Raw genomic sequence first — 18957 nt, 5'->3', positions numbered from 1 at the left:
CACCCCGCAACCGCAACGACACGGCGCGACGATGACCCAGGCACCGACACCCACCGCGGACACCGTCCGCAGGCTGGTCCGCACCCTGCTCAAGGACGGCCAGGAAACCGCCCCCGGACCCGAGATCCGGCCCGTCGCCGAGGGCGTCGAGCACTTCACCTGGTGGGTCGGCGCCCGCCATGTGCTGCGCCTGGCCCCCGACCGTGAGGCCGCCGACCGCCAGCGCCGCGAACTGCGCCTGCGCGAACTGGTCCGCCCGCACCTTCCGGTCGCCGTCCCCGCCAGCGTCGCGCACGGTGAGTGGGCACCCGGGCTGACGTACACGCTGGACACCCGGATCACCGGCGGCACGGCCGGCGAGCACGACGTCTCCGCCGTCGGCGAGGACGACCTGGCCGGGCTGTTCAGCGGGCTGCGCGAGGTCCCCGCCCGGCAGGCCCGGACCCTCGGCGTCCCGCGCACCGCGCCGCGCTCCCTGGAGGCGCTGCGCCGCATGGCCGTGCGCGCCGCCGAACGCCTCGGCGTCGCCGACGAGTTCGACCCCGCGCGGATGGCCCAGCTCGCCGCGCCCGCCGCGGCCCAGCTCGCCGCCCAGCCCGGTGCCGCCGTGCTCGTCCACCACGACCTCAAGGGCGAGCACCTGGTGGTGAGCGCCGACGGCCGGGTGCGCGGGGTCCTCGACTGGACCGGTGCCGTGGTCGGCGACCCCGCCGAGGACATCGCCGGCGTCGCCGTCGCCGTCGGTTCCCCCGCCGCGGTGCGCGCCGCCACCCTCGCCGGCTACAGCGCCCGGCCCTGCCTGCGCGGCCTGTGGCTGGCCCGCTGCGACACCGTGATCCGCCTCGCCGCACGCATCGAGGGGCGCGGCGACGCCCCGCTGCCGCTCCTCAGGGCCCAGCTGCGCCACGCCTGGGAGGCGATCCTGCTGGAGCGGGTGACGGAGTTCCGGGAGGACACCGGGGACACCGGTGGCATCGGCGATACGGGGGCCGCCGGGGAATAGCGGCCGTACGGTGCGGCGCGTCGCTGTGCCGTGCTCAGTGCTGCACCAGCACCGCGCACGACTCCGCGGGCACGTGCAGCACCCCCTCCGCCCCCGGGGCCGCGACCGGCTCCCAGGCGGCCAGCACCTCGACGGGGCGGTTGCCGAGGGGGATCTCCGCCGGCGTCCCGGCGAGGTTGAGCGCCACCAGCACGTCCCCGCGCCGGAAGGCGAACCAGCGGGCCTCCTCGTCGTAGGCCACCTTGGTGTCGGCGAGATCGGGGTCGGTGAGGTCGGGCTGCTCCTGCCGCAGGGCGGTCAGCCGGCGGTACCAGGCCAGCACGCGCGCGTGCGGCTCGCGTCCCGGCTCGGACCAGTCCAGGCAGGAGCGGTCGCGGGTCGCCGGGTCCTGCGGGTCGGGCACGTCCGCCTCCGCCCAGCCGTGCTCGGCGAACTCCCGCCGCCGGCCCCGGCGCACCGCCTCCGCGAGTTCCGGGTCGGTGTGGTCGGTGAAGTACTGCCACGGCGTGCCGGCCGCCCACTCCTCGCCCATGAACAGCATCGGCGTGAACGGCGCGGTCAGCGTCAGCGTGGCAGCGCAGGCCAGCAGCCCGGGGGAGTCGGCGAGCAGCATGGACAGGCGGTCGCCCCGGGCGCGGTTGCCGATCTGGTCGTGGGTCTGGCTGTAGCCGAGCAGCCGGTGCCCGGCCACCCGGGTGCGGTCCAGCGGGCGGCCGTGGTGGCGCCCCCGGAAGCCGGAGTACGTACCGTCGTGGAAGTAGCCGCCGGTGAGCGTCTTGGCGACCGCCGCGAGCGGGGCCCGCCCGAAGTCGGCGTAGTAGCCCTGGGCCTCGCCGGTGAGCGCGGAGTGCAGCGCGTGGTGGAAGTCGTCGTTCCACTGGGCGTCGAGGCCGAGGCCGCCCTCCGCGCGCGGGGTGATGAGCCGCGGGTCGTTCAGGTCCGACTCCGCGATCAGGAACGGACGGCGGCCCAGGTCGGCGGAGAGCGCGTGCACGGCCGCCGACAGCTCCTCCAGGAAGTGGCACGCGCGCGTGTCCACGAGCGCGTGCACCGCGTCCAGGCGCAGACCGTCGATCCGGTAGTCGCGCAGCCAGGCGAGCGCGCTGCCGACCAGGAACCGGCGCACCTCGTCCGAGCCGGGCGCGTCCAGGTTGACGGCGGCGCCCCAGGGGGTGTGGTGGGTGTCGGTGAAGTAGGGCCCGAACCGCGGCAGATGGTTGCCCGACGGGCCCAGGTGGTTGTGCACCACGTCCAGGACCACGCCGAGGCCCAGTTCGTGGGCCCGGTCGACGAAGCGCTTCAGGCCCTCGGGGCCGCCGTACGGCTCGTGCACCGCCCACAGCGACACGCCGTCGTAGCCCCAGCCGTGCCGGCCGGGGAAGGGGCACACCGGCATCAACTCCACGTGGGTGACCCCCAGTTCCACCAGGTGCGGCAACCGCTCGGCGGCCGCGTCGAGGGTGCCCTCGGGCGTGTACGTGCCGATGTGCAGCTCGTACATGACCGCGCCGGGCAGCGGGCGCCCGGCCCGGTCGGAGGAGCGCCACGTGTACCGTGTGTGCTCGACGACCGCGCTCAGCCCGTCCGGTCCGTCCGGCTGCCGGAGCGAGCGCGGATCGGGCAGCACCGGGCCGTCGTCCAGCGCGAATCCGTACCGCGAGCCGTCGCGCGCGTCGGCCTCACCGGTCCACCACCCCTCCCGCTCCGGATCGCGCTCCAACGCGCGCGTGGCGCCGTCGCACTGGAGCGTCACACGGCCGGCCTGTGGTGCCCACACCTCGAACTGCACGGACGGTTCCCCTTCGTTCGCTCACCGTGACGTCGCCGTCCATGGTGCGCCACAAGAGATCGATCCGCTTTTGAATCCCCCTTTTACGGCGGGTGTCGCCGGATCCGCGGGCCCGGTGTGCCTCTTCGTGATGGCTGGACACGGGGGGATGGGCTGACCGACAATCAGCAGCGTGACGTCGCCCTCTGAGTCCCACGCGTTCCCCGCGCGGCTGTCCGACGCGGAGCGCGACAAGGCGCTGAAGGTGCTCCGTGACGGCGTCGCGATGGGCCGGCTGTCCCACGACACGTTCGTGAGGCGGATGGAACTGGCCCTGGCCGCCCGCCGGGCGGACGAACTCGCCGTGCTCACCTCCGACCTGCGCGCCGAGGGGCGCGTGTCCCGCCTGGTGTTCGGCACGGTCGAGGCGGTGTCCGGCTTCGGCGTACGGGTGCGGCGGGCCTGGCAGGCCGAGCGGCTGCCCAAGCTGCTGCTGCCGCACGCCGGGAGCGGTCACCCGTTGCGCATAGGGCGCGATCCGGCGTGCGGTCTGCGGCTGACCCACGAGACGGTCTCCCGGGTGCACGCCGAGCTGCGGCACCAGGGCGGGATGTGGGTGCTGCGGGACCTCGGCTCGACCAACGGCACGACCGTCAACGGGCGGCGCGTGGTCGGCGCGGCCGTCGTGCGCGCGGGGGATCAGGTGGGGTTCGGGCAGGTGGCGTTCCGGCTCTCCGCGAACTGAGCCGCGCACGCGGCGGGCCTCACGCGCGCGTGTGTGCTCACGATCGCGTGTGTGTTCACGATCGAGTGAGCGGGGGTGGGGCGCGCGGGCGGCCGTGCCGATACACCGGGCATGACTCACCTCACCAAGGCGGCCACGACCTGCCTGCGGCACGGCCTGACGGCCGCGGCCGCCCTCCTGCTCGCCGGCGCCGCCCCGGCCTCGGCCACCCACCGGACCGCCGCCCAGTCCGACTGGCTCTACGTCACGGTCACCCACGGCGACGCCCGTTCCGGGGAGGCCCGCGGTGTCCTGCTCCTGTGCGACCCGCCCCGGGGCCACGCCCACGCGGCCGAGGCCTGCGCGCAGCTCCGCTCGTCCGGCGGCGACATCCACGGCATCCCCCACAGGGACGTCCTCTGCCCGATGATCTACGCCCCCGTCACGGCGCACGCCCGCGGCCGGTGGGAGGGCCGCCCGGTCGACTACACGGAGACCTTCTCCAGCACCTGCGAAATGAACGCCAGGACAGGCCACGTCTTCGACGTCACCCCCTGACACCGGGCCACGCGCGCGGTGGGGGTTCAGGCGGGTGGGGTGCCGGCCTGGTGGGCCGTGGTGAGGACTGTGTGGCTCTGGTGCTCGATCTGGTGTTCCAGGGGGACCCATCGGGCGTGGAAGCGGTGGGCGAAGGACTCGCTCCAGGTGGTCACCAGGTGCTCCAGGTCCGGGGCCGCGCGGTCGTCGGACTCGCGCAGGGTGCGCAGGAGCATCGCCGCGGCCCGCAGCGGCAGCCGGCGGCCGAAGGCGTCCACGCTGCCGACGTACGCCATCGTGGTGTCCGCGGGCGGCGTGTGGAGCCAGTCCGCGGCCAGCCCCGGCACCAGGCTCAGCCCCCACTTCGCCGCCCGCAGCAGTGGCCCGTCGGCACCGTGCAGGCGCGGCAGCGCGTCGGCGAGCACCAGCTCCACCTCCCGCGCGTCCCGCAGCAGCCGGTACGCCAGCCGCCGTATCGCCGCCGCCGGGGCGGGATGCGGCGCGGGGTCGTCCACCAGGTCGCTCGCCCACATCGGCACCTCCACGACCGCGGTCATGCCGCCGTACCGGTGGGGATGGAACCAGGTGCTGTGCCGCGCGTCGTCCGGCATGCTCGGATACGCCAGGTCCGCGCCCGCCCCCGGCATCACTCGCACCCCGGGCCCGGACACCGGCCAGCCCGCCGCGTCCGACGCGCCCGTCTCCACCGGTATGTGCAGCCGCGCCGCCGACTTGCCGAACGGCTCGGCGAGCCCGGGCACGTCACGGGTCAACTGCACCCAGCTTCCGCCCAGGTCGGTGCCGTGCAGCGTCACCTGGAGGTAGGGCCGCAGCTCGTCGATCACCCTGGTCAGCGCACGTGTCTCCGGCGGCAGCCGGTCGGGCGGCAGCACGGAGGGCGACCACTCCGGCTGCTCGGGCCCGGCGGGCCGGAAGAAGCCGAGGTGGTAGTCGAGCAGACTGCGCGGGGCCGGAGTGACGTGCAGACTCGCCCCGTCCGGGTCCGCGCACAGCAGGAAGTGCCAGGAGGTGTACGCCCGCAACCGCTCCTCGCGCAGCACACGGCGTGCGACGGCGAGGAGGGTGGAGCCGCCGGTGGGCTCGTTGGCGTGGGCGCCCGCGACCACCAGCACCGCCCGCCGGGCGTGCCCGACGGACAGCAGGTGCAGCGGTCGTCCCGCGCGTGAGTGGCCGACCTGCCTCAGCACGCACCGGTCCGGCCGGGACGCGGCCAACGCCTGGGCGGACGTCACCAGTTCGGCAACACTGGGGTAGCGCAACTCCGGCAGGAGACTCACCCCCGACCTGTCCTCCCGGCTTCGCATTCCGCAGTACCCCACGGACGCCGGGTCCTGTCAAGCACGCTCCAGCAGTGCGACCGGCAGCCGCTCGAAGAGTTCCGCCACGCGCACGTGCCCCTCGAACTCCCCTCCAGGGGTCAGCGTGTCGGCCCACCGGCCGGGCGGCAGCGGCAGCCGGGTGTCCCGCCAGCCGCCTTCCTCCGCCAGCCGCAGCGACAGCCGGGTCACGGCCGTGACCACCTCCCCGGAGCGCTCGAACGCCGCGCAGTGGGCCGCCGCCGGCCCCTCGGCGAGCAGGGGCGCGTACGTCGCCGCGGCACCGAAGACCTCCGGCCGTCGGGCGCGCAGCCGCAGCGCCGCCATCGTCACCGCCCCCTTGTCACCGGCGTCGGCGGGCGGGAACCGCGCCGGGCGCCGGTTGTCCGGGTCGACCAGGGCCCGGTACTCGTCCTCCGTGCCCTGGTACACGTCGGGCACGCCGGGCATCGTCAGATGCACCAGGGCCGTGCCCAGGACGTTCGCCCGGATGTGCGGCTGGAGCGCGGTGCGCAGCTCGGTCACCGGCCCGGCGGGAGCCCCGCACGGCCCCTCGGTGACGAAGCGGGCCACCGCCTCCTCGTAGTCGGGTCGCTGCTCGGTCCAGCTCGTGCGCAGGCCCGCCTCCCGCACATGCTTCAGCAGGGCCTGCCGCACGCGTTCCCCGTCCGCGGGGCCGAGGCCGAACACCGTCTGCCAGGCCGCCCACGCCAGTTGCCGGTCCGGCACGCCCTCGCCGCCGCCCGTCACCACGTCCAGCAGGTCGGCCCAGACCCGCGGGCACTCGGTGAGCACGGCCAGCGCCGCCCGTACGTCGGCGCTGCGCTTGGTGTCGTGCGTGGAGACCACCGTGCCGGTGGCCGGCCAGTCGCGCTGCACCCGGGCGCAGTACGCGTGGAAGTCCTCCGGGGGCACCGCCGGGCGGCCGGGGTCGCCGCCCACCTCGTTGGCCGACAGCAGCGGCACGTACCGGTAATAGGCCGTGTCCTCGACGGACTTGGCGCGCAGCGCGGAGGCGGCCTGCGCGAACCGGGTGCGGAACTCCAGGGCGCCGGGCCCGGATCCGGCCCGCCCGACGACCAGGTCGCGCACCACGTCGACGGCCTCCCCCTCCTCCGGCACCGTGAAGGCGAGCCGGGCCTGCGCGGCGCCCTCCTCCGTGACCACGGACGCCGGGTCCACGGAGGTGTAGGGCCGGTAGACCCGGAGGCGGACCAGCAGCTCCCGCAGCGCGGTGCGCAGCGCCCAGGGCGCGCGGTCGTGCAGCGCGAGGTCGGGCGAGGTGGCGCACACCCGGCTCGCCACCCGGGTCAGCCGCTCCGTCTCGGCGGCCAGCTCGTGCGTGATCACCGTGTACGCCGCCCGCCGTACGGTCGCCTCCCAGTCCCCGCCCTCGTCGTCGCGCGGAGCGGCGAACCGGCGGTACCGCTCGGCCAGCTCGTCCGCTCCGGCCGGGTCGGTGAACAGGCCGTCGACGTGCCGCAGGGCGTCGTAGCCGGTGGTGCCCGCGACCGGCCAGGAGGCCGGCAGGTGCTCGCCGTCGGAGAGGATCTTCTCGACGACGGTCCAGCGCCCGCCGGTCGCCTCGTGCAGCCGGCGGAGGTAGGCGTCGGGGTCGGCGAGCCCGTCCGGGTGGTCGACGCGCAGCCCGTTGACCACGCCCTCCGCCAGCAGCTGGAGGATCTTGGCGTGGGTCGCCCGGAACACCTCCGGGTCCTCCACCCGCACCCCGATCAGCTCCGAGATGCTGAAGAAGCGCCGGTAGTTCAGCTCCGTACGGGCCAGCCGCCACCACACCGGCCGGTACCACTGCGCGTCCAGCAGTTCGGGCAGGGGCAGCCCGCCGGTGCCCTCGCGCAGCGGGAAGGCGTGGTCGTGGTACCGCAGGACGTCGCCGTCCGCCTTCAGCTCGCCGGCCTCCCGGCCGACCGGGTGGCCGAGCACGGGCAGCAGCACCTTGCCGTCCTGGGCGTCCCAGTCGATGTCGAACCAGCGTGCGTACGGCGACGAGGGTCCCTGCCGCAGCACCTCCCACAGGGCGTGATTGTGCCGTGGGGCCATGGCCATGTGGTTCGGCACGATGTCCACGACCAGGCCGAGCCCGTGCTCCCGGGCGGTGCGCGAAAGCCCCCGCAGGCCCTCCTCACCGCCGAGCTCGTCGCGCACCCGCGTGGGGTCCACGACGTCGTAGCCGTGCGCGGAGCCCGGCACGGCCTGGAGGACGGGCGACAGATGCAGGTGCGAGACGCCGAGCGAGGCCAGATACGGCACGGCCCGCTCCGCGGCCGCGAACGGGAACTCGGGCTGGAGCTGGAGCCGGTAGGTGGACGTCGGCACGACGGGCTCGGGACGCTCGGATGTCTCGGGTGTCATGGAGAGCTACGTACCCGCCCGGCCGCCTTTGGTGTCACCCACCCGCCATGTGCCCCACACCCCCCGGCGCGGGCAAGCGCCGGGCCGGGCGCTTGTGCTAGCTAGCCGGGTCGTGCGTTTGCCCGCGCCGGGCCGGGCCGAGCGGTTGCGCCGGCCGGGCTGGGTGGCTGCCTTTGCCGGGCTGGGTGGTTGGCTTCGCCCGGTCGAGCGTGTGCTCTCGCCCAACCGGGCGGCCGCGTGGCCTCGCCCGGCCGGGGGGCCTGTCGTTGCCGGGCCGGGTGCCCCCGCCCTTGCTGGGCCGAGTGCCTCGCCCTTGCCGGGCTGGGTGCCCGCCCTTGCCGGGCTGTGCGCCTTGCGCCGGCCGGGCTGGGTGGCTGCCCTTGCCGGGCCGGGTGGTTGGCTTCGCCCGGTCGAGCGTGTGCTCTCGCCCACCCGGCCGGGGCACCTGGCCCCACCAGGCCGGGGGGCCTGTCGTCGGCCGGGTGGGCGAGGGGCTACACCGGGCGTCGCAGGACCGTCAGGCTGCGGTCCGGCAGGGTGAGCTGTTCTCCGGCGCGCACCGTGGGGCCGGTGCCCGGTGGGACCGGGTCCGTGCGGGCGGTGTCCACCACCACCTGCCACTGGCGCCCGTGATCGACCGGTACGGCGAAGTCGAGCGGCTTCGGCGAGGCGTTGAACATCAGCAGGAAGGAGTCGTCGGTGATCCGCTCCCCGCGTGTGCCGGGCTCCGAGATCGCGTTGCCGTTGAGGAACACGGTCAGCGCGGAGGCCCGCGCCGAGTCCCAGTCCTGCTGGGTCATCTCCCGGCCCTCGGGGGTGAACCAGGCGATGTCGGACAGCGCGTCGTGCGTGCCCTCCACCGGCCGTCCGTGGAAGAAGCGGCGCCGCCGGAAGACCGGGTGGTCCCTGCGAAGCGCCGCCATCGCCCGGACGAAGTCCAGCAGCTCGGCGTCCGGCTCGCCGGGCTCGGGCCAGCGCACCCAGGACAGCTCGTTGTCCTGGCAGTAGGCGTTGTTGTTGCCCCGCTGCGTGCGCGCGAACTCGTCACCGTGACTGATCATGGGCACGCCCTGGGACAGCATCAGCGTCGCGACGAAGTTCCGCGTCTGCCGCGCCCGGAGCCGGAGCACCTCGGGGTCGTCGCTCTCGCCCTCGGCGCCGCAGTTCCAGGACCGGTTGTGGTTCTCGCCGTCCCGGTTGTCCTCGCCGTTGGCCTGGTTGTGCTTGTCGTTGTACGACACCAGATCGCGCAGGGTGAAGCCGTCGTGGCAGGTGACGAAGTTGATCGAGGCCAGCGGGCGGCGGCCGTCGTCCTGGTACAGGTCGGAGGAGCCGGTCAGCCGGGAGGCGAACTCGGCGAGCGCCCGGGGCTCGCCGCGCCACAGGTCCCGCACGGTGTCGCGGTACTTGCCGTTCCACTCGGTCCACAGCGGCGGGAAGTTCCCCACCTGGTAGCCGCCCTCGCCGACGTCCCAGGGCTCGGCGATCAGCTTCACCTGGGAGACCACCGGGTCCTGCTGCACCAGGTCGAAGAACGACGACAGCCGGTCCACCTCGTGGAACTGCCGCGCCAGGGTCGCCGCCAGGTCGAAGCGGAAGCCGTCGACGTGCATCTCGGTGACCCAGTAGCGCAGCGAGTCCATGATCAGCTGGAGCACGTGCGGGGACCGCATGAGCAGGGAGTTCCCGGTGCCCGTGGTGTCCATGTAGTAGCGCGGGTCGTCGGTGAGCCGGTAGTAGCGCGGGTTGTCGATGCCCTTGAAGGACAGTGTCGGACCCAGGTGGTTGCCCTCGGCGGTGTGGTTGTAGACCACGTCGAGGATGACCTCGATGCCGGCCTCGTGCAGGGCCCGGACCGCCGACTTGAACTCCAGGACCTGCTGGCCGCGGTCGCCCCAGGAGGCGTAGGCGTTGTGCGGGGCGAAGAAGCCGATCGTGTTGTAGCCCCAGTAGTTGTTGAGGCCCAGGTCGACCAGGCGGTGATCGTTCACGAACTGGTGTACGGGCATCAGCTCGAGCGCGGTGACGCCGAGTTCGGTCAGGTGGTCGATGAGCGCCGGGTGGGCGAGCCCCGCGTAGGTGCCGCGCAACTCCTCGGGCAGCCCCGGATGCCGCATGGTGAGGCCCTTGACGTGGGCCTCGTAGATCACCGTCTCGTGGTAGCCGCGGCGCGGCAGCCGGTCGTCGCCCCAGTCGAAGTACGGGTTGACCACGACGGACGTCATGGTGTGCGGCGCCGAGTCCAGGTCGTTGCGCCGGCCGGGGGCGTCGAAGTGGTAGCCGTACACCTCCTCCCCCCACCGGATCGAGCCGCTGATCGCACGCGCGTACGGGTCGAGGAGCAGTTTCGCCGAGTTGCAGAGCAGCCCGCGCTCCGGGACGTACGGGCCGTGCACCCGGAACCCGTACCGCTGTCCCGGCATCACACCGGGCACGTACGCGTGCCGGACGAACGCGTCGCTCTCCCGCAGTTCCACCGCCGTCTCCGAGCCGTCGTCGTGCAGCAGACACAGCTCTACTCGGTCCGCGGCCTCGCTGAAGACCGCGAAGTTGGTGCCGGCGCCGTCGTACGTGGCGCCGAGTGGGTACGCCTCTCCAGGCCAGACCTGCATGGACAAGACTCTTTCAGGTGTGGGACGCCGTGGGTGGCGCCTTGGCACCGAGTCTCCACAAAAGTCGGGGAAGCACCCATGACGCACGTCCATGTGCCGAACCGGTGGGGTGAACGGTGCCCGCGGGACGGGAACGCCCAGGTGTGCGGGGTGGGCCGGGCGGGCCGCGGGGTCCGGGCGCGCCCGCGGGTCAATGTGCGGGCCCGGTGCTCACCCGGAGAGGTGGCGACACGGGGGCGTGCGGCACCGCGCGGGACGCGGACGGCGGCCGGTGCCGGTCACCGGCTATGAATCAGCTCACTCGGCGGGGGCCGGGCCGCCGGAACACGTAAGCACCGTGCGGAAGTTGGGAAAGGAGCTGTGCATCCGGCTGCGTCGCGCGCCGCTCCCGGAGTACCCTTCCTTGATCGTTGGGACGGGGAGTGCCCGGGGGAGCGGAAGGCGGTGTACGGGTGGGCTCGGGAGGCCTGGAGCTGCCCTCTGGTGACGAGGGTCACGAGGGGCACTCCGCAGACGTCCCCTCCGGCGCGGTGTCCCTGGCCCGGCCGATGGACGCGGGTGCCATCGGGCCGGAGCTGGACTGGGACGCGGGCGCCTGGCGCGAGGTGCGTACACGCGCCCAGCGGGCCGGCCGCGCCTACATCTGGCTGAACCTCGTCGAGCAGCGGCTGCGCGCCGTCGTGGCCGCCGTGCTGCGCCCCGTCTACGAGCCCGTCCACGGCGACGACTGGGTGGTGGCCGCCGCCGGACCGGCCGGCCAGGAGTGGGTGCAGCGGGCCGTCGCTGTACGCGAAGTCAGCCGCCGCAAGGGCTACTTGCTCGACCCGGCAGACGACAACGTGATCAGCTTCCTCACCCTGCCGCAGCTGCGTGAGCTGGTGGTGCAGCACTGGCCGTGCTTCGCGCCCTACATAGACGAGCGCCGGGACGTCGAACTCGCCCTGGACGAGCTGGAGGTGGCCCGCAACGTCGTCTCCCGCAACCGGGCGCTGTCCGAGGCGGTGCTGAACCAGGCCGAGCGGGCCTCCGCGCGCCTGCTCGACATCCTCGGCACCGGCGGCGACGTGCCCTCCGCCCGGCGGCTGCCGGTCGACGCGGTCGAGGACCTGGTCGGCGACCGGTACGCGGACGTGGTCGCGGTGCACCCGGACCGGGTGCGGCTCATGCGCCAGTTCCCGGCCGAGGACATGTTCGGCGGCGCCCGCCGCCTGGACGCCATCGGCATCGGCCTGAACCTGCTCGTGCAGAACTTCTCCGGCCGCCGCCTGGTGCGGCTCGCCGAGTCCGGCTGCCGGGTGCGGTTGCTGTTCCTCAACCCGGCCTCCAGCGCGGTGAAGCGGCGCGAGCGCGAACTCGGTCTCAAACGCGGGGAACTGAGCCGCTCGGTGGAGATGAACATCCTGCACATGCGCCGGGTGCGCGGCCGGCTGCGTGACCCGGGCGCCTTCGAGATCCAGGTCTACGACGAGACCCCCCGGGTCACCGCATACCTGGTCGACGGCGACGGCTCGGACGGCGTCGGGGTCGTGCAGTCCTATCTGCGGCGCAGCCGGGGCATGGAGGCCCCCGTCTTCGTCCTGCGGAACGGGAACAAGGTGGTCAAACCCGGCGAGATCGACGAAAGCGGCCTCTTCTCCGCCTATCGCGAGGAGTTCGAGCTGATGTGGGCGGATTCGCGCCCGGTGTCCTGAAACGCCCTCAGTCCCCCGGTGCCAAGCGGAACGTGGTCCTCGGATTGTCAGTGGCGCGTGCGATCGTGGAGGCCACTGGGGGAACGCACCACCGAGAAGGGGGGCCGCCATGGGCCGGCACCGGGAACTGCTGATCGGCTTCGACCTGGAGACGACCGGGACGGATCCGCGCGAGGCGCGCATCGTCGCGGGGGCCGTGCGATGAGCTGGATCAGAGGGCCGTTGATGGCCTTCGACCTGGAGACCACGGGTACTGACGTCGAGACCGACCGCATCGTCACCGCGGCGGTCGTGCGACTGGATCCGGACGGGGCGGTCTCGAAGGAGCGCACCTGGCTGCTCGATCCCGGGGTGGCGATACCGGAGCAGGCGTCGGCGATCCACGGAATCTCGACGGAGCGGGCTCGCAGGCACGGGGCACCGGCTGCTCCCGCGATCGAGGAGATCGCACGGACCGTCGCCGAGGGGATGCGGTCGGGGACGCCCCTGGTCGTGATGAACGCACGCTACGACCTGTCACTGCTCGACCGTGAGTGCCGGCGGTACGCGGTCGAGTCCGTCACTGAGCGGCTGGGCAAGGGGCCTTGGCCCGTCATCGATCCGTTGGTCATCGACAAGCATGTGGACAAGTACCGGAAGGGGAAGCGGGCCCTGACCGCGCTGTGCGCGCACTACGGCGTGCCGCTCGACGACGCGCACGATGCGAGGGCGGACGCCGTGGCCGCCGCCCGGGTGGTACGGCGCATGGGCGAGAAGTACCCGGCCATGGGGGAGTTGGCGCCGACGGATCTCCACGACCTTCAGGTTCGTGCGGCAGCCGAGCAGGCGGCGTCGCTGCAGCGATATCTCCGGCGCACCTCGAACCCCGAGGCGACCGTCGAACCGGCCTGGCCCGTCATCCCGTACTGTTGACGGACCTATCGCTCGCAGCTGAACAGGTCAAGAATTCGTGAATCTCGGAGCAAGGGTGGCGCGGCTGGTCGTCGTGGCCGGTCTCGCCGCGGCGGTATCGAGTTGCGGCTATGCCGAACCGTGTGCCGGTGTCGGTGTCTCCTCCTACCTCTCGGTGAGCCTCCTTCAGTCGGAGTATCCCGAATTCGTCGATGGTACATACGAGTTGTGCGCCTTCGGCCACTGCTCCACAGAGCATTTCGTCGACCGGGAGATCATGATCGCCAATCTCCATCTGCCGGACGAGATCGGTCCGGCTCATGGAACGGTGCGGCTGCGGATGATCCCGAAGGGTGCGCGCACGCCGACGGTGGACGAGTCCGCTGAAGTCACTCTGGACTCGCAGTCCGACAACTGCGGTGGCTTCGGTTACAACAGGGGCCTCGCCCTGACCAAGGCAGGGGGGCTGAGCAGCACCATTCCCACCACGGGGGAATGGGACTACCGGAAGCGGTTCTCACCGACTACTCCTCCTGCCTCCCCCGAGGCGGGTGGGTCTCCGGCCGGGCTGAGCGGCTGACCGTCGGGCCGGGATCGCACTGTGCGATCCCGGCCCGACGTCTTCGGGGCGAGCGCGAGAGCCGGCCCGGGCGCGGCGGCCGGGCGGGTCAGAAGGGGTACCAGCGCACCGTGGTGTCGCCGTCGCGCAGGGATGCCACCCGGCGTTCGAACTCGGCCAGCGCCTTGGGGTTGGTGGGGGCGTGCTGGGCGACCCAGGCGCAGCTCGCCGTCTCGCGGGCGCCGCGCAGCACCGGGCAGCCCTCCCACTCCCGTACGTCCCAGCCGTACGTCCGCGTGAAGGCGTCGTAGGCGTCGGCGGGCAGGCCGTAGCGGTCCCGGGACAGGGCCATGACCACCAGGTCGTGCTCGCGCAGGTCCGCCGAGAAGGTCTCCAGGTCGACCAGGACCGGCCCGTCCGGACCGATGTGCACATTGCGCGGCAGCGCGTCGCCGTGGATCGGGCCCGGCGGCAGGTGCGGGGTGAGCGCGGCGGCGGCCGCCGCGAAGCCGTCCCGGCGCTCCCGCAGATACGCCGCGTCGGCCGGGGAGATCGCGTCGCCCGCGAGCCGCAGCCAGCGTTCCACGCCGCCGAGCAGCTCGCGGGGCGGCAGCTCGAAGCCGGGAGCGGGCAGGGCGTGGACCAGGCGCAGCAGTTCGGCCAGGTCCGCCGGCCCGGCGGGCCGTACCGGATCGGGCAGCCGGTGCCACACGGTCACCGGATGCCCCTCGACGAGGATCGCCTCCGTGTCGGCGGCCCGCACCGCGGGGACGCCGGCCTCGGCCAGCCACAGCGCGATCCGCACCTCGCGCCGCGCGCGGTCCCACAGCTCCGCGTCCCGGCCCACCTTGACGACGAGGTCCCCGGCGGCGAACACCGCGTTCTCGCCCAGCGCGAGGAGCCGCGCGTCGCGCACCGGACCGGTCGACACCCCCGCCCCGCCCAGTACCTCCCGAGCCCGCGCCTCGTCCATCCTCAGCCTCCGTGTCCTCGTCCGGACCCCGGCAACCACACCGAGGCCCCGCGTTTTCGCCGGGTCAGTGTCGCATCCGCACAGGTCGGGGCAGGTGTCCGGTGCCCGGCCCGGAGCGAGCCGCCCGCCGTCAGTGAAACTACATTGCACGAGACGTATCGTCTCGCCTAGGGTCCTGGGCATGCCCACTCGCGCCCACATCGCCATGTTCTCCGTCGCCGCCCACGGACACGTGAACCCCAGCCTCGAAGTGATCCGGGAACTCGTCGCACGCGGACACCGGGTGACGTACGCCATCCCGCCCGTCTTCGCGGAGAAGGTCGCCGAGACCGGCGCCGAGGTGAAGCCCTGGCACTCCACGCTGCCCTCGCCCGACGACGACCCCTCCGCCTGGGGATCCACGCTGCTCGACAACGTCGAACCGTTCCTGAACGACGCGATCCAGGCCCTGCCCCAGCTGATCGAGGCCTACCGCGGCGACGAGCCGGACCTCGTCCTGCACGACATCACCTCCTACCCGGCCCGCGTCCTCGCCCACCGCTGGGGCGTGCCGGCGATCTCCCTCTCCCCGAACCTCGTGGCCTGGGAGGGCTACGAGGAGGAGGTCGCCGAACCGCTGTGGGCCGAGCCCCGCAAGACGGAGCGCGGCCGGGCCTACTACGCCCGCTTCGAGGCGTGGCTCGCGGAGAACGGGATCTCCCTGCACCCGGACCCGTTCGCCGGGCGCCCCGACCGCTCGCTCGTCCTGATCCCCCGCGCGCTGCAACCGCACGCCGACCGGGTCGACGAGAAGGTTCACAGCTTCGTCGGCGCCTGCCAGGGCGACCGCTCGGCGCAGGGCGGCTGGGAGCGGCCCGCCGGGGCCGAGAAGGTGGTGCTCGTCTCGCTCGGCTCCGCCTTCACCAAACAGGCCGCCTTCTACCGGGAGTGCCTCGAGGCCTTCGGTGCACTGCCGGGCTGGCACACGGTGCTCCAGATCGGCAGGCACGTGCGCCCCGACGAACTCGGCGAGGTCCCCGCGAACGTCGAAGTACGTTCCTGGGTGCCGCAGTTGGCGATCCTGCGCCAGGCCGACCTGTTCGTCACGCACGCCGGGGCCGGGGGCAGCCAGGAGGGCCTGGCCACCTCGACGCCGATGATCGCCGTACCGCAGGCCGTCGACCAGTTCGGCAACGCGGACATGCTCCAGGGCCTCGGCGTGGCCCGTCACCTCCCCATGGAGGAGGCGACCGCCGGGAACCTGCGTGCCGCCGCGCTCGCCCTAGTCGACGACCCCGAGGTGTCCCGGCGGCTGAAGGACATCCGGGCCGCCATGGCCGAGGAAGGCGGCACCCGGCGGGCCGCCGACCTCATCGAGGCCGAACTGCCCGCCGGGTGAAGGTGACGTGCGCTGCCCGCCGAGGGCTCAAACGCCCAGTGGCTCGCCCTTGCTCGGAGCGGGCGGGGCCGGCGGGACCGCCGCCGGCTCCAGGGGCTCGTCGTGGGAGAGGTCCGGGAGGCGGTGCAGCCAGCGGGGCAGGTACCAGTTGCGCTCGCCCAGCAGGGACATCACCGAGGGCAGCAGCACCCCGCGGATGACCGTGGCGTCGATGAGCACCGCGGCCGCCAGGCCCACACCCATCTGCTTCATCGACTGCATGGACAGCGTCCCGAAGATCGCGAACACGGCGACCATGATGACCGCGGCGCTGGTGACGACACCCGCCGTGGTGACCACACCGTGCTGGATGGCGTCCTTCGTGCCGCGGCCGCGCAGCCGCGCCTCGCGGATCCGGGAGACCACGAAGACGTGGTAGTCCATCGAGAGACCGAACAGGATCACGAACAGGAACAGCGGCAGCCAGGTGACGATCGCGCCGACACCGTGGGCGCCCACCAGGGACGCCCCCCAGCCGTGCTGGAAGACCGCGACGAGGATGCCGTAGGCGGCGCCCACGGACAGCAGGTTCAGCACGATCGAGGTGATCGCGACGGTCAGCGAGCGGAACGACAGCAGCATCAGCAGGAAGGCGAACACCACGACGAAGACGAACACCGGCACGACGGAGCCGATGAGCTGCGCGTTGAAGTCGTGGGAGCCGGCGACCTGGCCGGTGATCGGCGCCTGGACGCCGTCGACCTTGCCCAGCGTGGCGGGCCGCACCTCGTCACGCAGCTTCTCCAGGCTCTTGCCCGCCTTGTCGAGGTCCGAGCCGCCGACCAGCGGGACGGAGACGAGGGCGACGTCGTGGTCCTCGTGCAGCCGGATGTCGACCGGGCCGCGCGAGGCGCCCGAGGCGACGGCCCGCTCCTTGAACGCGGCCAGCGCCTGCCGCACCTCGGGAGCGTTGATGTCGTCGGCCTTCACGACCACCTGGGCCGGCTGGGTGCCGCCGGGGAAGGCGTCGTTGAGCCGCTGGTACGTCTGCACGATGGGCAGCGAGTCGCCGAACTCCTGGTCCAGCGTGAGCTGCGACGTCTTCATGCCCAGCGCCGGGGCCGCGACGGCGAGCAGCGCGCCCGCGGCCACCGCGGCCGACACCGCCGGCCGGGCCAGCACACGCCGCAGCACGGCCGTCCAGAACCTGCTCTCCCCAGTGCCCTGCCGGCCCCGCCGCAGGAACGGCAGGCGCCCCTTCTCGACCCGCTCGCCCAGCAGCGACAGCAGCGCCGGCAGCACGGTCACCGAGCCGACCATGGCGACGGCCACCACCATCAGCGAGGCCAGGCCCATCGCCTCGAACTCGGCGACCCCGGTGAACAGCATGCCCGCCATCGCCACGCACACCGTGACGCCGGAGACGATGATCGCGCGCCCGCTGGTCGCGGCGGCGATGCGCAGCGCGGTCCCGGCGTCCCGCCCGGCCTCCCGCTCCTCGCGCTCGCGGCGCAGGTAGAAGAGGCAGTAGTCGACGCCGACCGCCATGCCGACCAGCAGCATCACGGAGTTGGCGGTGTCGCTCATCGGCTGGAGGTGGCTGACGATGCCCATCAGGCCCATCGTCGCCATGATCGCGGTGATCGCCAGCGCCACGGGCAGCAGCGCGGCCACCAGCGCGCCGAAGGCGATCAGCAGGATCCCGAGGGCCACCGGCACGGCGGAGAACTCGGCCTGCTGGAAGTCGTCCCCGAAGGCGTCGGAGTACTGCTTCTGCATGCTGGCGCCGCCGATCTCCTCGATCCGCAGCGTGGAGTGGTCCTTCTGGACGTTGGCGACGGCGTTGAGCACGGGCTCCACCCGCTCGCCCGCGGTGTCCGCCTCGCCGCGCAGCGAGAACTGCACCAGCGCGCTGCGGCCGTCCCCGGAGATGGTCTTCGTGTCGTACGGCGAGGTCACGTCCGTGACCAGGCCGGTCCCCTCGACGGCCGTGATCACGTCGCCGACGGCCGTCCGGAAGCCGGCGTCCGTGGCCCTGCCGGAGCCCTCCTTCGCCTGGATGAGGACGGTCTCGCTCGCCGGTTCCTTGATCCCCGCGTCCTCGATGATCTTCGCCGCGGTGTGTGTCTCGCCCTTGAGCTGGTCGCTCTCCTTGACGTCCAGCCGGCCGGCCGCCGACCCAAGACCCATCGCCAGCACGACGAACAGCACCCAGATCCCGACAGCGGCCCATCGATGCCGGGCGCTCCAGCCGCCGGCCCGCGCGGCGAGGCCCCGCACCCGTGTCTCTGCGTTCACCATGACGGGCTTGCCCCTTCTTGAGAGGCCCTGCGGACCTCGTGCGCGGCGACGGCCCCCTGCCGTCGCCCTCCGCATCGAAGGTAGGTGCGGGGCGGTGCCCCACTCGTCGTGCTGACCGGTGAAGTGCCGCCGCCCGGGCTCCTCCTGCCGGACCCCGTTTCCTCCGCACTGGGGAGGACGCCGACCCCTTACACGTATCCGGGCTTCTCGGGGGCGCGGATCAGGGGTGCGCGTGACGCCCGCCGCTCTATCGTGGGCGGATGACGACGTACGCCGCGCTGCTGCGCGGAATCAACGTGGGCGGCAAGAAGGTCCCGATGGCCGAGCTGCGCACCCTGGTGGCGGAGCTCGGTCACACCCGTGTGCGGACCCATCTGCAGAGCGGCCAGGCTGTTTTCGCCGCCGGTCACGGCGACGAGGAGTCGCTGGCCGCGGAGTTCACGGCGGCGCTGGAGAAGCGGTTCGGCTTCCCGGTGGACGTGATCGTGCGCGACCACGCCTATCTGCGGGCGGTCGCGGAGTCCTGCCCGTTCCCGGCCGCCAAGCTGGAGGGACGGCAGCTGCACGTGACCTACTTCTCCGCGCCCGTCGGGGCGGAGCGGTACGCGGAGATCGACCAGGAGGCCTACCTGCCCGAGGAGTTCCGCCTCGGCGACCGGGCCCTCTACCTGTACGCGCCGGACGGGCTCGGCCGCTCCAAGCTCGCCGAGCACCTGTCCAGGAAGCGGCTGAACAAGGACCTGATCGCGACCAGCCGGAACTGGAACACGGTGCTCAAACTCGTCGAGCTGACCGCCCCTGACGCCTGACCCGCGCGGGCGCGTCCCCCAC

At 73.1% G+C, this 18957-nt stretch carries 14 protein-coding genes; 8 read left to right on the top strand and 6 right to left on the bottom strand.

Annotation, left to right across the window (positions count from 1 at the left end; translation table 11 throughout):
- The first annotated feature begins 31 nt into the window (after positions 1–31).
- Positions 32–1003 carry an aminoglycoside phosphotransferase family protein gene (locus ACIOWN_RS29970; protein ID WP_401983862.1) on the top strand — a complete coding sequence of 324 codons (972 nt, stop codon included), beginning with the start codon at positions 32–34 and terminating at the stop codon, positions 1001–1003.
- A 34-nt stretch (positions 1004–1037) separates the two neighbouring features.
- Here the strand turns inward: ACIOWN_RS29970 and treZ are convergent, their stop codons facing one another.
- Positions 1038–2792, bottom strand: a complete 1755-nt coding sequence (gene treZ / locus ACIOWN_RS29965) for a malto-oligosyltrehalose trehalohydrolase (protein ID WP_362354786.1) — start codon at positions 2790–2792, stop codon at positions 1038–1040.
- A gap of 172 nt (positions 2793–2964) precedes the next feature.
- Between treZ and ACIOWN_RS29960 the strand changes: the two genes are divergently transcribed.
- Both ACIOWN_RS29960 and ACIOWN_RS29955 read left to right on the top strand, forming a co-directional pair.
- Positions 2965–3516 carry a DUF1707 and FHA domain-containing protein gene (locus ACIOWN_RS29960; RefSeq protein WP_362354788.1) on the top strand — a complete coding sequence of 184 codons (552 nt, stop codon included), beginning with the start codon at positions 2965–2967 and terminating at the stop codon, positions 3514–3516.
- A 111-nt stretch (positions 3517–3627) separates the two neighbouring features.
- Entirely contained in the window at positions 3628–4053 is a 426-nt protein-coding gene (locus ACIOWN_RS29955; RefSeq protein WP_362354790.1) for an SSI family serine proteinase inhibitor, read from the top strand.
- Positions 4054–4079: 26 nt separating this feature from the next.
- Here the strand turns inward: ACIOWN_RS29955 and ACIOWN_RS29950 are convergent, their stop codons facing one another.
- The 3 genes from ACIOWN_RS29950 to glgX form a co-directional block, all read right to left on the bottom strand.
- A complete protein-coding gene (locus tag ACIOWN_RS29950; protein WP_401983859.1) occupies positions 4080–5330 on the bottom strand; it encodes a M14 family zinc carboxypeptidase in 1251 nt (416 codons plus the stop codon).
- Positions 5331–5387: 57 nt separating this feature from the next.
- Positions 5388–7742 carry a malto-oligosyltrehalose synthase gene (gene treY, locus ACIOWN_RS29945; RefSeq protein WP_401983857.1) on the bottom strand — a complete coding sequence of 785 codons (2355 nt, stop codon included), beginning with the start codon at positions 7740–7742 and terminating at the stop codon, positions 5388–5390.
- Positions 7743–8236: 494 nt separating this feature from the next.
- A complete protein-coding gene (glgX, locus tag ACIOWN_RS29940; protein ID WP_362354796.1) occupies positions 8237–10354 on the bottom strand; it encodes a glycogen debranching protein GlgX in 2118 nt (705 codons plus the stop codon).
- A gap of 452 nt (positions 10355–10806) precedes the next feature.
- Here glgX and ACIOWN_RS29935 point away from each other — a divergent pair, with 452 nt between their 5' ends.
- From ACIOWN_RS29935 to ACIOWN_RS29925, 3 genes are all read left to right on the top strand, one after another.
- Positions 10807–12045 (top strand): SAV2148 family HEPN domain-containing protein, encoded by a 1239-nt coding sequence (locus tag ACIOWN_RS29935; RefSeq protein WP_362354798.1) that lies wholly within the window; start codon positions 10807–10809, stop codon positions 12043–12045.
- Positions 12046–12246: 201 nt separating this feature from the next.
- Entirely contained in the window at positions 12247–12957 is a 711-nt protein-coding gene (locus ACIOWN_RS29930) for a 3'-5' exonuclease (protein ID WP_362354800.1), read from the top strand.
- Positions 12958–13012: 55 nt separating this feature from the next.
- Positions 13013–13516 (top strand): hypothetical protein, encoded by a 504-nt coding sequence (locus ACIOWN_RS29925; RefSeq protein WP_362354802.1) that lies wholly within the window; start codon positions 13013–13015, stop codon positions 13514–13516.
- Between the two features lie 88 nt (positions 13517–13604).
- On the opposite strand, the gene ACIOWN_RS29920 is transcribed toward ACIOWN_RS29925, so the two are convergent.
- On the bottom strand, positions 13605–14468 hold the full coding sequence (locus ACIOWN_RS29920) for an aminoglycoside phosphotransferase family protein (RefSeq protein ID WP_362354804.1): 864 nt from the start codon (positions 14466–14468) through the stop codon (positions 13605–13607).
- Positions 14469–14649: 181 nt separating this feature from the next.
- On the opposite strand from ACIOWN_RS29920, the gene mgt reads away from it, so the two are divergent.
- A complete protein-coding gene (gene mgt, locus ACIOWN_RS29915) occupies positions 14650–15846 on the top strand; it encodes a macrolide-inactivating glycosyltransferase (RefSeq protein WP_401983856.1) in 1197 nt (398 codons plus the stop codon).
- Between the two features lie 27 nt (positions 15847–15873).
- Here the strand turns inward: mgt and ACIOWN_RS29910 are convergent, their stop codons facing one another.
- The gene (locus ACIOWN_RS29910; protein WP_401983855.1) at positions 15874–18126 is read right to left on the bottom strand and encodes an MMPL family transporter; all 2253 of its coding nucleotides are present in this window, start codon (positions 18124–18126) and stop codon (positions 15874–15876) included.
- Positions 18127–18386: 260 nt separating this feature from the next.
- Here ACIOWN_RS29910 and ACIOWN_RS29905 point away from each other — a divergent pair, with 260 nt between their 5' ends.
- Positions 18387–18935 (top strand): DUF1697 domain-containing protein, encoded by a 549-nt coding sequence (locus ACIOWN_RS29905; RefSeq protein WP_362354810.1) that lies wholly within the window; start codon positions 18387–18389, stop codon positions 18933–18935.
- Positions 18936–18957 lie beyond the last annotated feature (22 nt).

Source organism: Streptomyces sp. NPDC087787 (assembly GCF_044743035.1).
Classification (GTDB): domain Bacteria; phylum Actinomycetota; class Actinomycetes; order Streptomycetales; family Streptomycetaceae; genus Streptomyces.
This window is presented reverse-complemented; position numbering and strand designations above follow the sequence as displayed.